Consider the following 12317-nt stretch of genomic DNA (forward strand, 5'->3'; position numbering starts at 1 on the left):
AGTTGTGCCGCTACCTGCGCAGCCTCTATCCCGCAACCGCGCGCATCGCGGCATCGAGTGGCGCCGCCGACAGGCTCCACCAAAAGCGGGGTAACAACGTTACCCGTGAGCTACAGTGTTTCCGTGAACACGCCTTACCAGGAAGCTCAACGCACTGGCCAAACGGCCGTGCGCACCACGATCCTTGACCACGCCATAGAGCTGCTGGTCACGGAGGGGCCGGCCGCGCTGACGATGCGGCGGATCGCCACCGGGATCGGCGCCTCGACCAAGGTCCTGTACACCATGTTCGGCGGCAAAGAAGGACTGGTCGATGCGCTCTACCGGGAGGGGTTCGCCCGCCTGCGGCGGGTGCAGCAGCAAGCTTCGCGGACAGAGGACCCGTTGACTCGACTCAACGATCTCGCGGCCGCCTACCGTGCACACGCACTGGCCGAACCGGCCTACTACCGGGTGATGTTCGAGCAGGCGGTGCCCGGCTTCCAGCCGAGTGCCGAGGCCTTGAGCGCGGCCGAGAGCGCCTTCGACGCCTCCGTGGCCGCCGTTCAGGCATGCATCGACTCCGGTGTGTTCGGGCCGGGAGACGCATACGAGATCTCAAAGATTCTGTGGGCGGCGGCGCACGGGGCGGTGAGCCTGGAGATCGCGGGCCACTTCCCGCCGGAGGCCGCAGCCCGCCGCTTCGACACACTGATGACGGCGGTGGGACGGGCATTCCTCGCCGCCGAGCAGGGACAAGGACGGACGTCATGACGATCAACCGCTATCTGTCGGGAAGTTTCGCACCGGTCACCGAGGAGGTCACCGCGTTCGACCTGCCGGTCACCGGCCGGATCCCGCCCCACCTCAACGGCCGCTATCTGCGAAACGGCCCCAATCCGCTGGGCATCGAGGACCCCGTCGCCCACATCTGGACGCTCGGCCCCGGCATGGTGCACGGCGTCCGTATCCGCGACGGCCGTGCCGAGTGGTACCGCAACCGCTGGGTGCGATCATCCTCCGTCGCCGACCGGCTGGGGGAACCACGCCGGGGGACTCCCGTCGACGAGCGGCTGGACATGGCACCGAACGTACAGGTCGCGGGGCTCGCGGGCCGCACGTTCGCCCTGTTGGAGGGCGGGATTCGCCCGTACGAACTCAGCTACGACCTCGACACGGTGGGCCCCTGCGATCTGGGGGCGACTCCCGAGGGCTACAGCTCCAACGCCCATTCCGTCTTCGACCCGCACACCCGGGAGCTGCACTCGCTCGCCTTCCTGTACGGCTCGCAGTATGTCCAGCACATCGTCATGAACGAATCCGGCACGGTGGAGCGGACCACACTGATCCATACGCCCGGGAATCCCTACATGCACGACTTCGCGCTGACCGAACACCATGTGGTCCTCTTCGACGCACCCGTGGTGTTCAGCGCCGCTCATCTGCCGACCGGAGTCCCCTTCGTCTGGGACGAATCCCACCAGGCACGGGTGGGCGTGATGCCACGCACGGGCGGCGAGGTGCGCTGGTTCGAGGTCGCCCCCAGCCTGGTGGGGCACACGCTTAACGCCTATGACGACGGCACGGACGTGGTCATCGATATCGTCCGGCACCCAGAGGGCTTCAACATCAGGGACTTCGGCAACAGCCGTCCCACCCTGGACCGCTGGCGGGTCGACCTGGTCGCCGGAAAGGTCCGGGAAGACCGGCTGGACGACCGTATCCAGGAGTTTCCGCGGGTCGACTCCCGTTGTGTCGCCCGCTCCCACCGGTACGGGTACTCGGCCGCGGTCGAGCTCTACGCGCCGCCGACCGGCCCCGGGGACCCGCGGCCGAACGAGGGGTTCAGCAGTGCACTGCTCAAGCACGACCTAGTACGCGGCACGACTGAGGCGCATGAGTTCGGCCGGTTCGGGGCCGTGGGCGAGGGCGTGTTCGTCCCCACGGAGTCGCCCCTCGCCGAGGACGACGGATACGTGATGGCGTACGCGCATGACGCCGAGCGCGGCGCGGCGGATCTGGTGATCCTCTCGGCCCAGGACTTCACGGGCGAACCGGTCGCCCGCATCCACCTTCCCGTACGGATCCCTCTCGGCCTCCACGGCAACTGGGTCCCGGGAGACCCGTGGAACGCCTGCTCCTAGTGCCACATCAGGCAACGTTCGCCCTGGTGACGACTTCGCGTAGCCGTTCGTCGGCGGCATGTTGATTCCGCCAGATGATGTAGCGGCGGATCATGGTGCACTGCTCCTTGTGACTGGCGTGGTCGGCGCCGTCGAGGGCGAAGTAGCGCAGGGCGGCTGGGCCTCGACCCGGTTCAGCCAGGAGGAGTTGGTCGGGGTGCAGGCGATCTCGACATTGTTCGCCCCGGCCCACTCCGCGACGCGTTGGCATCGCCGGGTGGTCAGGTGCGGAGAATAGTTGTCCACCACGATCGCGGTGCGCACGGTTGCGGGGTAGAGGCTGCGCAGGTAGCGGCAGAACTCCAGAAACTACGAGCGGTTTTTGGTGTTCTTGACGTGGCCGTAGAGCTTGTCCCTGGCGAGGTCGTAGGCGGCGAACAGGAGTCATGACCCCGCGGGCCTGGATTTTCGGGTGTGTGTGATCCGGGACGCCTTGCGGACGAGGTCGTCGATACGCCGCTTGTGGGAGGCGAGTTGGGCTGCGTCGGCTTTGAGGTACTGCTTGTCGTAGGCGATCTGCACGGTGACGAGCTTTCCGACGGTGTTCTTCGCGAGTTTGCAGGCGATGTCGGCGCGGGCCGTCGCGATCTCCGCGCGCGTCGGAGGCGTGCCGGGGCTGCGGTGGGTGACCCACTTGGGGTCGCCGATGGCTGCGAGGGGGTCCGGGTAGTCGAAGCCCTTGCTTTTCATGCAAGCCGACCAGCTTCCATACGCCGCCGCCAGCCGGGGATCACTGCGGGGAATGCGGGGGCCGCCGGCGGGGAGGGAGGCGTCGTCGAACCACAGCCCGGCGTTGTTCAGCGTGTCGATGGCCTTCCCGGAGCAGCCCCCGGCCGGGAGGGGCTTGCCGCCCAGGCGGGTCGCGGGCTTGTGGGTGACTGGATCGACCCCGGTCAATGCCGTCTGCTCTGCGGAGGAGATGGACGCTCGCTGCGGGATGTCGCCGGACTGCACACGTTCGTAACCCTCTGCTCCAGCCTTGGCGGTGTCGAAGTAGCCGTAGAGAAAGCTTCGGGTCTTGCGGGCCGTGGCTGCCTCCTCCACGCCCAAGAGCACGCTCGGTTTGGGGGTGAAACCCAACTTGCGCATGCACTGGCCCCGGACGACGTCCTGAGCCTTGACGATGAGCTTCACTTCGGCCGGCGTGATGATGTAAGCGTCCGTCGGCAGGGCGATCTGGCCGGCCTTGGTGATGGTTTGCACAGGCCCTGTCGCCGGGGGTGCCACGGGTGTGGTGCTCCCGTGGGAAGTGGTGCTGCAGCCTGCACACAGGACCAGCAGCGCCCCGGCTGCGGCGGCCCGGCTTCGAGGGAGAACTGGCATGAAGGGTCCTGTCGACAACGGGGGGGCGGGGGAGGGGCGTGGGCGAGCGCTTGAACGGTTTACGCCCGCCCACATCCGGACTATCTGATGGTGATGTTGGTCAGCATGATCTTGGGCGAGTACTTCCAGGTGACCCACTGCGCCGGGTAGGCGGTGGCGTAGCGGCCGTCCTGCGTGGCGTAGCTGTACTGACCGGCGTTGGCGCCGGTAGTGACCTGCCACACGTCGTAGATGTTGACGGCGACAGAACCACTGTTGGCAAAGCAGACCTTGCCGTCGTTCCACGCGGCGAAGAAGTCGTCGCGGTTCTGACAGGCCGAGCCGTTGACGCGGTTGATGGCGGCCGCCGGGCCGGCAGTTGCCACGGAGCCGACGAGCAGAGCGCTGGCCGCCAGGGCCAGGGCAGCAATGTGCTTGCGAGTTGCCATGAAAAAGAGTTCCTTCGGTCGGGCCAGCAAGTGGCCAAGGTGCTCGAAAGCGCACGACCAGGCCCCGCAGCGGCATCCCCGTTCAACGAACAGCCGTCCGCACGAACCTGATCATGGCATGATCATGATATGCACGACAAATGAGTCAGTGACGACCAACCAACAGCCCCGAACCAGTCCCGCCCCGACAACCCCAACGCACCCGCACCTCGAGCCGAGAAGGCGACCTCCAGAAACGACGGCACTGTCGCGTCCAATAACGGGAGACGGCCAGCCGCTCGTCACCGCGGCTGGCCGTCGAAGGCGTCGTCCGCGGGCGGTGGACGCCGCGGAAGGGAGGAGACGCCTAAATCTTGGTCAGGCACCGTGTCATGCCGGTCAGGGCGAATCCCGGGAGGGCGCCTCCCGACTTGGCCCGCCGGATATGACACGCCGTCACGCGCCGTCGCCGGAGTCGGCGTTGAACGTCGTGCCCAGGTCGTACTGCGCGATCCCGAACGGCTGGAAGTCGGCATCGGCAAGGACGCGGTAGAGAAACTCCGATGTGGACATGTTGTACCGGTGACATGCGCCGATGTCATTGGACCGCCCGAGGATGGAGTACTTGCCAGGTCGCTCGGCATCGGAGTCGGTGCCGGTCCCGGTAGCCCGGCGGTGGCGTGCCGGGCGCGGGGGACGGGTCGGCGAGCGTGGTCAAGCCTGGTGTCCTCTCTCCTGTTTACGCAGGGAACACCCCAGGATGAGTACGGCGGTTGCACTCCACCGGGCTTACACGGATCGGGCGTCGCGTGGTGCTGAACACCAACCACACAGCAGAACGCACGTCGTGGCCTCGGCGTTGGTAGCGGCAGCGGTGGACGTGGGCTTGGCTGCGGCGTCGGAAGTGTGGTCAGTGCAGATGATGTTCGTTGGCAAGGTAGCGGGTGTGGTGACGACATGGCCGATCAGGCGGACGGACGGCCGCCACGCTCTTGCCGGCGGGTCTCGGCAGGCCATTGGGCGTATACCCACACCACTTGGGCCCTTGCCGCCCCCTGCCTGGTTGCTGCTGCGTTGGCGGTTGGCACCGGGCTCCCCCCAACGGAACCGTTACGAGTGCCTCTACCGGGGGAGCTGCCACACCGCCTGTGGTGCGTCACTCGGCCGCGATGTGCTCGGGGTCCCGTTGCCGTGCCTGCGCCCGAGTCTGGACCGGTCGGATCCGCCTTCGTCAATTGTGGGAAGGATCGAGCGCAGAAGCATTCGCTGTGAGCCAGCGACGTACTTCTCCGGCTTCTCGCCACCGCCCCAGGCCGACGAGCAGCTCGGCCTGCAGGTTCAGGACCAGCAGCAACTGGCGACCGAACTGCGCGGGCTCCGCGGCTACATACTTTCGGGAGAGCTCCACCGCCTGTCCGGTGACTGTCAGGGCTTCCGATTGTCGCCCAGTCTCCGACAGGCGGAAGCTGAGGTTGGACAGCGAGATGGCGAGGCCAGACTCGTAGGCGCCCGGGTTGTCGGCTGCCAGACGTTGCCAGATCTCTACCGCTTCCTCACTGACGGTAACGGGCCGAGGTCGTCCAGACGGTCCAGGGCCGGGGCGAGCAGCGGGGAGTCGTGACGGTTGACACCGGCCAGGACGCGGCCCAGCGGGATGCCGTATCCATCCGTCAACCATTCCCTTCCCCCGGTGGCTGCGTCCTTGGTTATGACGTCCAGGTCCTCACCGCCCTCGGCTACACCGACGCCGCCATCGCCGCCATAACCGGCCGTGACCCGAGCAAGATCCGCTACCTCTCCCACACTTCGGCAATCTCACGGTCAGGCGCCTCCTCTGAATGGCGGCGCCATTCTCGACGAGGCGGTCACGTCGAGGATGACCAACCCCGGTCGCTAAGAGCGTGTCCTATCTGTGTCTGGCCGCCGTCATTCGGGGGTCCGGCGCCAAACACCCCCGCCTTCCGCAGGACGGAGGAGCTTGCTCGGACTACCCTCATGCGCCACGGTCCCGCGCCCCCCATCGAGCGGCATGAGGCTGATCAGGTGACGATGGACATGTAGTGACGTGACCATGCTGCACAGAAGGAGGCAGGTGCCATGACATCTCCTTCCGATTACCCCGGCTCCGTTCCACCACGTGGCACCGAACCACAAGAGAGCCCTGCGGCCGAAGGCATCGCCGCCCTGGCCAACGTGGGCTGGCAGATCCTGCTCACCATGGGCCTCGCCACCATCACCCTGGGCGTCGTCGCACTGGTCTGGCCGGGCGAGACGCTCCGCGTCGTCGGCGTGCTCTTCGGCATCTACCTGCTGGCCACCGGTGTCTTCCAGCTCGCCGCCGCCTTCGGTACCCACGTCCCCCGGCATCTTCGGGTACTGCACTTCCTCACCGGTGCGGTCTCCATCCTGCTGGGACTGATCTGCTTCCGGGGCCCTCTGGAGTCGCTTTTCCTGCTGGCGCTGTGGATCGGCTTCAGCTGGCTGCTTCGGGGCACCTTGGAGACGGTCGCGGCGGCTTCCGATCAGACCATGCCGGCCCGCGGCTGGCACGTGGCTTTCGGCATCATCGGCACTATGGCCGGCATCGTGATGATCGTCATGCCGTTCGCCTCCATCGCGACACTCACCCTGGTCGTGGGCGTTATGGCCATCGTCGTCGGCCTGACCGAGGTGGTCCGTGCCATCAGGACACGCGTCGAGATCGGCCATCTGGCCGCCGGCACCGCTCCTCAGCGGCGCCCCCTGTTCCACGCACGTGCGCACCCCCAGCACTGATCGGCGGAGCCGGACCGGACGAGGCGGCGAGCGGCGACATCGCGCGTCGGGCATCGGCTCATCAGGGCCGTACTCACGTTCCGCCCGAGCCAGGAAAGTGGAAAACCTTCCCCGGTGTGACCACCGCAGAGGCGCCGCGGTGTTAGTAAGGTCGGCTCGGCGTCCAGGGAGTCGCTCGAACACTGCCCTGATCAGGGCGGTCAGCAACCGACCCTCACCCAGCAGCGCGGCTCCCGGGCGTCGGCACGGTCCATCAGCCGCTCGACAACCTCATCCACCGGCTTGTCCTCCACCGGCTTGTCCTCCACCGTCTCCCCAGCAGGGTTCTCGTTGTCTGCTGGTTCTCGCTGTCTCAGGTCCGTCCCAGCCTGACGGAGAAAGGCGACCTGGGCGAACTCCTCGCTGTGCGTGTGGCGGCCGGACTCCAGGGGCCGTCATTCGGGGGCGTCGGACCGGTCGGCGTTCTCGGGGCTGTTGGCTGCCCGTGTCGGCGGTCCCAGTGGCCGACCGCCGCGGTGAGCCCAGATGTCACCGAGGATGACCTGGATGATGCCGGTGACGGGAATCGCCAGCAGGGCACCGAGGATCCCGGCGACGTCGGCGGCGATCAGGGTGGCCAGCAGCACGGTGAGGGGGTTGAGTTTCACCGTCCGAGACAGGATGACCGGTTGCAGGAGGTGGTTTTCGGCCTGCTGATAGACGATGAAGAAGACGACGGCTCCGATGCCGGCCGGCAGTGAGTGGACGAACGCCACTGCAGAGGCGACGACAGCTCCTATGGTGGCTCCCACCAGGGGGATGAGGTCGGTCACGGCGACGAAGACGGCCAGTAGGCCGGCGAACGGGACTCCGGAAACCAGCAGCACGACGTAGGTCACAAGCCCGCAGATGACGCTGATCAGCAAGTTTCCCGTCAGATAACCGTTCACGGTACGGGCACACGCGGCTCCCACGCGGCGTATGCGGGCCGCCGGAGCCTCGTCCACGAGGGCTAGCGACCGGTCTATGGCCCTGGGGCCCTCCAGCACCATCAGATAAGCCAGGACGAAAATCGTGAGAGCGCCCGCCGCGGTGCTCGCGGCACTGCGGAGGAACTTTGCGACGGGCGTGCTCAGACCGGTGGCGAACGCGCGGATCTGCGCATGATGGTGCTGGACATACTGCAGAGCGTGCGTCCGCTCCAGCAGGTTGCCGACTGGCCCACGGCCGGTCTGGGCATCCTTGATCATCGCGGGCAGGTGACCTGCGAACCGGCTGCCCTCCTGGGCCAGGGGGATGACGAACAGGGCGACCACCGCGCCGACGGCCGCGGCCGCGGCCAGGAAGACCAGCAAGGTGGCCACCGGCCGTCGGCACCGCGGCACCCGTCGCTGCAGGGCTTCGACCGCCGGATGAAGGGAGACGGCCAGGAACAACGCGATGACCGCCCAGATCAAGACTCGGCGAGCCTGGACCACCAACTCGAGTACGACGTAGGTGGCGAGCACCAGACCTATGGTGGCGAGGATGGTTCGCACCGGAACCGGACGCGTCGCCATGGGCGTCGAGTGCCCAGCCCCGGCCACGGGTAAACGAGGACCGGTGCAGTAAGGAGACACCGCTTCATCCCGGGTGCGGATTCCCAGGCCGAGCTGCAAGCTGATGCCGTAGGCCGTAACTGTCGAAGGAAGTGTCATGGTGGCGGTGGCCGGAGGTGCAGCGCCGGACCGTCGGCCCGGCGGGGGACAGCGCCGTCAGCTGCGGACGTGATCGCGGCAGTCCTGCTGTCGCCAATGAAGTGCGCCCGGCTGACGCATGCGGCTAACGGGTGCGCGTCGTGACCCATAACGCATCGCGACCGGCGCGCGGCGGCCCTTTCTGATCGTCAATCCGCAACGCTTCCTGCGCATCCGGAGTGTTTCCCGAAGCCGCTCTTTCTCCTGCCGCACCCAGGTGCGGACGGTTTCCGCGATGGACGGTGGTGTGGTCAGCCGGAGCCGACCTTCTCATGGACGGTGGCGTCACCTTCGCCCCTCGGCAGCCAGGGTGGTGCGAGTCATGCGTCCCACGGTGTTCACCCGGGGCCGAGTGCGGCGGTGAGTTGGTCTGTCGTGACGATGGCCTGGGCGTAGGTGGGGCCGTTGAGTCGGTGAGCGGCGTGCATCATCTCGGGGCTGAGGGACGCGGTGGCGTCGGTGACCAGCGTGACGTGGTAGCCGAGCTCCATGGCGTAGCGGGCGGTGGCCTCGATGCAGGTGTTGGCCAGGACGCCGACGACAACGACGTGAGTGATGCCGTGCTGCTTGAGCTGCATGTCCAGGTCCGTGTTGGCGAACCCGCTCGATCCCCAGTGTTCCTGTACGACGACCTCGCCCGGCTGCGGCTGGAAGTCAGGGTGGAACTCCCCGCCCCAGGAGCCCCGGGCGAAGTGGTGGAACTCCTGGATCTTCCGCTGCGAGGGGGTCGGATGGTCCCACGACTCGTAGTCGCCCGGCTCCCAGCGGCGGTGCGGTACGAAGACCACGCGCACGCCGTTTTCGCGGGCGGCGGCGACCACAGACCGGAGATGGTGCAGAAGATCGACGCTGCGGGCCACGGGCTCCAGGCGGGGCCAGACCTTGCCGCCCTCCGAGAGGAAGTCGTTGTAGGGGTCGACCAGCAGGACGGCCGTGTGGCGAGGCTCGTAGATGTCGGCCATGGTTCCTCCTTGTCCCGGCCCTACTTGGGGGGTTCGGTCCCGGTCTGCTCACAGTGGTGCCGGGCCGGGAGGCGTCACGCCTTGTGCCCGAGTCCGCTTCGCGTCCCCGAGAGCACACGGTCGGACCGGGTTTGAACCGCGCTGTCCGGCCGCGGCAGGGTACTTTCCGGCGTACGGTCGCAGGTGGTCGATCTCCGTCTTCTCTGCGTACTGCTCGCTCTGGTTGAGGAAGTGACGGACGTGGGGCTGACGTCCGTGTTCCTCGAAGGTGGTTCGGTCGGCGTACAGCTCGAAGAAGAGGCGCTGGTTCGGTGCTCCCTCGACGTCACTGCAGGCGCACACCAGGGTGCCCGGGTCGTGTTCGAGGACCCCCTCGACGGCCTCCGGGACCAGTTCGTCGAACGCTTCACCAGCACCGTCACGCAGCGTGAAGCGGACACAAAGCGCCATCTGGCTCATCCCTGCCTCCTTCTACCACTCCCAGTCTCCTCACACAGCGGGCGGCACGCGCGTCGACGGCCCTGGTCCGATTGCGAGAGCACAGGTCACGGCTGAGCATGAGGCTCAACGAACGCGGGACCTGCAACGGGCGCGTGCGGCCATGGTGTGCGGTCACGCATCGCCGCCACGGCGCCGAGACGGTTCCGCGCGTCACCGCACGTCACTGAAAGCGCCCGCCGGGTGCGGAAAGGGAGCCCATGTCTCAGGCATCCGGGAACAGTGACTCCGACGACGAAGCCACCGCTACAGTGCCCCGGCGCCACCTGCTGCGCACTGCCGGTGCGGGTGTGCTGGGGCTGGGGCTGGGAGGCGTCGCGCTCACCGCCGTCACCCTGCCGCGCGGCGGGGCCCCGCAGCCCCGCACGACCTCCACACCCACGCCCGAGGCCCTCGGCTCCGTCCGGCAGGCGCCGGACCTGCCGCCTGGATTCACCAAGACGTTCACCGACCGGTTCGTCCGAGCCAATGGGATCCGCCAGCACGTTGTCGTCGGAGGCGAGGGGCCACCGCTGCTCCTGATACACGGTTGGCCCGAGACCTGGTACGCCTGGCGCCTGGTGATGCCCGCACTGGCCAAACACTTCACCGTCGTCGCCGTCGACCAGCGCGGCATCGGGCTGACCGACAAACCCCGCGGCGGGTACGACACCCGCACCCTGGCCCGCGACATGGCCACTCTGATGGACGCACTCGGCTACCAGCGGTTCGCCGTGGTCGGCCATGACACCGGAATGCCGATCGCCTACGCGCTGGCCGCTGACCACCGGGAGCGTGTGGTCCGCCTGGCCGTAGCCGAGGCGTTCCTCCCGGCCGTCACCTCGTTGCCGCCCCTGGTCGGCACCGAGCAGGCCAACAACAGGCTGTGGCACATCCCCTTCAACCGGCTCACCGACGTGAACGAAAAACTCGTCCGGGGACGCGAAGACATCTACTTGGGCTGGCAGTTCGCCACCAAGGCCGTACAGAAGCTCCCCGGCCACGTCGTCGACTACTACGTCCGCATGCTCGCCTCCCAGCCCGACGCTCTGCGGGGCAGCTTCGGGTGGTACCGGGCCCTCGACACCACCAGCGCCCAGGACCAGCAACGTAGGACACGACCGCTGACGCTCCCTGTCCTCGCGATCGGCGGAGCCGGAGGCCTCGGTGAGAGCGTCGCCGGCACCATGAGACTGGTCGCCCGCGACGTGCGTGGCGTAGTCATTCCGGGCAGCGGCCACTGGGTGGCCGAGGAAGCCCCGCAGGAAGTGCTGGCGGCGCTGACCACGTTCTTGGCCCTGTACCTCGCCCAAGAAGGGAGTAGGCGCCCCTTGGCCACTGCGATGCCCGGCAAATAGCCGGCGTCGACGTGCGGGGCGCACGACGTGGTCGGACGATGAGTTGCCTGTCTCCGTCGGCGTCGTACACCGCTCCTGTGAGTACGGTGATGTCCGTGCTGCGCACGGTGAGCGGCGCCTCGTCCCCGGATACGGCTGGGCGCGGCCGTCGCAGCGTGGTGCGTGGCTCCTCACGGCGGCTGTCGGCGTCAGCGAGTGAACAGCTCGGGGTTCTTGCGGACGAACCCGGATACTCCTTCGGCGGACCGCCCGGTGATCTCCTCCATGCCGTCTGCCTGGCGGTCATAGCGCCCGGCCACGTGCAGGCGAGCCATGGTGGAGATGTGCTGGAGCACATGGGCCGGCAGTCCCAGCGCCGCCAGATCATTGTCGAGCCATTCCTGCAACGGGACGTCGGTGTAGCCGACCGTGCGGTGCAGAGCATCGGAGATCTCCGCGGCCAGAGCGGTGACGTCTTGTGATCGGGGACCGGTCAGCTCGTAGGTCCGGCCGATGTGTCCGGCCAGATCGGCCAGAATCTCCTCGACGGCGGCGGCGACGTCACCGGCTGCGATCGGGGAGGTTTTGGCCTCGCCGAAGGGCCACCTGATGACGCCGTCCTTGGCGATCGAGGAGAACACGGTCTTGAAGAGCGGGTTCTCCATGAAGACGGTGGGCCTGACCTGGACCACGGGCAGGCCGGACCAGTCGAGAACCTGCTCAACCAGCCACTGCTGACGATGCTGGTGTGACTCGGAGCCGCTGGTGGCGTCCATCTCGGATACGGTCAGCTGCGACATGTTGACGAACGCCTCCAGGCGTCCGTAGGCGCGCGCGACCGCCGCTGTGGTCACAGCGGCCAGCAGATACTGGGCCGACACGGCCATGCCGAAATACATGCGACCGCAGCCGTCGAGGGCGTCGGCGACATCACGGGCACACGTCAGGTCTCCGACCACGACCTCGGCACCCGTGGCGCGCAGCGCCTGGGCACGATCGTCGTCCTGGCGCACCAGGGCACGCACCTGGAAGCCCTGGCGCCGCAGCCCTTGGACCACCGTTCTGCCGACGGCCCCCACGCTGCCCGCAGCACCGGTCACCAGAATGGGCCGCATGCCTGCTTCCGGACTGGAGTCCATGTCGGCAGCCTGCGGCCCGT

General features: G+C 67.6%; 10 protein-coding genes and 2 pseudogenes. 4 read left to right on the plus strand and 8 right to left on the minus strand.

All coding sequences use genetic code 11. The annotated features are described in order from the left end of the window. Positions 1 to 123: 123 nt before the first annotated feature. Both ACZ7MX_RS34555 and ACZ7MX_RS34560 read left to right on the plus strand, forming a co-directional pair. On the plus strand, positions 124 to 753 hold the full coding sequence (locus ACZ7MX_RS34555) for a TetR/AcrR family transcriptional regulator (RefSeq protein ID WP_472138008.1): 630 nt from the start codon (positions 124 to 126) through the stop codon (positions 751 to 753). After that, a complete protein-coding gene (locus ACZ7MX_RS34560; RefSeq protein ID WP_472138010.1) occupies positions 750 to 2123 on the plus strand; it encodes a carotenoid oxygenase family protein in 1374 nt (457 codons plus the stop codon). Before ACZ7MX_RS34555 ends, ACZ7MX_RS34560 begins: the two co-directional genes overlap by 4 nt. Before the next feature lie 7 nt (positions 2124 to 2130). On the opposite strand, the pseudogene ACZ7MX_RS34565 reads toward ACZ7MX_RS34560, so the two are convergent. The 4 genes and pseudogenes from ACZ7MX_RS34565 to ACZ7MX_RS34580 all read right to left on the minus strand — a co-directional run. After that, a pseudogene (locus tag ACZ7MX_RS34565) lies at positions 2131 to 2543 on the minus strand (transposase); the annotation flags it as partial. Between the two features lie 3 nt (positions 2544 to 2546). Next, positions 2547 to 3389: a hypothetical protein gene (locus ACZ7MX_RS34570; RefSeq protein WP_472138011.1), complete on the minus strand. Its 843-nt coding sequence runs from the start codon at positions 3387 to 3389 to the stop codon at positions 2547 to 2549. Positions 3390 to 3565: 176 nt separating this feature from the next. Then, on the minus strand, positions 3566 to 3913 hold the full coding sequence (locus tag ACZ7MX_RS34575; RefSeq protein ID WP_030410973.1) for a beta/gamma crystallin domain-containing protein: 348 nt from the start codon (positions 3911 to 3913) through the stop codon (positions 3566 to 3568). 1539 nt (positions 3914 to 5452) lie between these two features. After that, positions 5453 to 5566: pseudogene (locus ACZ7MX_RS34580) on the minus strand (IS5/IS1182 family transposase); the annotation flags it as partial. Between the two features lie 423 nt (positions 5567 to 5989). On the opposite strand from ACZ7MX_RS34580, the gene ACZ7MX_RS34585 reads away from it, so the two are divergent. Then, positions 5990 to 6667 (plus strand): HdeD family acid-resistance protein, encoded by a 678-nt coding sequence (locus tag ACZ7MX_RS34585; protein ID WP_472138013.1) that lies wholly within the window; start codon positions 5990 to 5992, stop codon positions 6665 to 6667. A 434-nt stretch (positions 6668 to 7101) separates the two neighbouring features. On the opposite strand, the gene ACZ7MX_RS34590 is transcribed toward ACZ7MX_RS34585, so the two are convergent. The 3 genes from ACZ7MX_RS34590 to ACZ7MX_RS34600 form a co-directional block, all read right to left on the minus strand. After that, on the minus strand, positions 7102 to 8154 hold the full coding sequence (locus tag ACZ7MX_RS34590; RefSeq protein ID WP_472138015.1) for an AI-2E family transporter: 1053 nt from the start codon (positions 8152 to 8154) through the stop codon (positions 7102 to 7104). A gap of 566 nt (positions 8155 to 8720) precedes the next feature. Beyond that, positions 8721 to 9344: a cysteine hydrolase family protein gene (locus tag ACZ7MX_RS34595; RefSeq protein WP_472138017.1), complete on the minus strand. Its 624-nt coding sequence runs from the start codon at positions 9342 to 9344 to the stop codon at positions 8721 to 8723. 48 nt (positions 9345 to 9392) lie between these two features. Then, complete coding sequence (locus ACZ7MX_RS34600; RefSeq protein WP_472138018.1) at positions 9393 to 9803, minus strand: putative quinol monooxygenase; 411 nt, start codon at positions 9801 to 9803, stop codon at positions 9393 to 9395. A gap of 239 nt (positions 9804 to 10042) precedes the next feature. On the opposite strand from ACZ7MX_RS34600, the gene ACZ7MX_RS34605 reads away from it, so the two are divergent. Then, on the plus strand, positions 10043 to 11179 hold the full coding sequence (locus ACZ7MX_RS34605; protein WP_472138020.1) for an alpha/beta fold hydrolase: 1137 nt from the start codon (positions 10043 to 10045) through the stop codon (positions 11177 to 11179). 188 nt (positions 11180 to 11367) lie between these two features. Here ACZ7MX_RS34605 and ACZ7MX_RS34610 read toward each other — a convergent pair whose 3' ends face one another. Then, complete coding sequence (locus ACZ7MX_RS34610; RefSeq protein WP_472138022.1) at positions 11368 to 12297, minus strand: NmrA family NAD(P)-binding protein; 930 nt, start codon at positions 12295 to 12297, stop codon at positions 11368 to 11370. Positions 12298 to 12317: the final 20 nt, after the last annotated feature.

It is taken from the genome of Streptomyces sp. NPDC107765 (assembly GCF_055657085.1).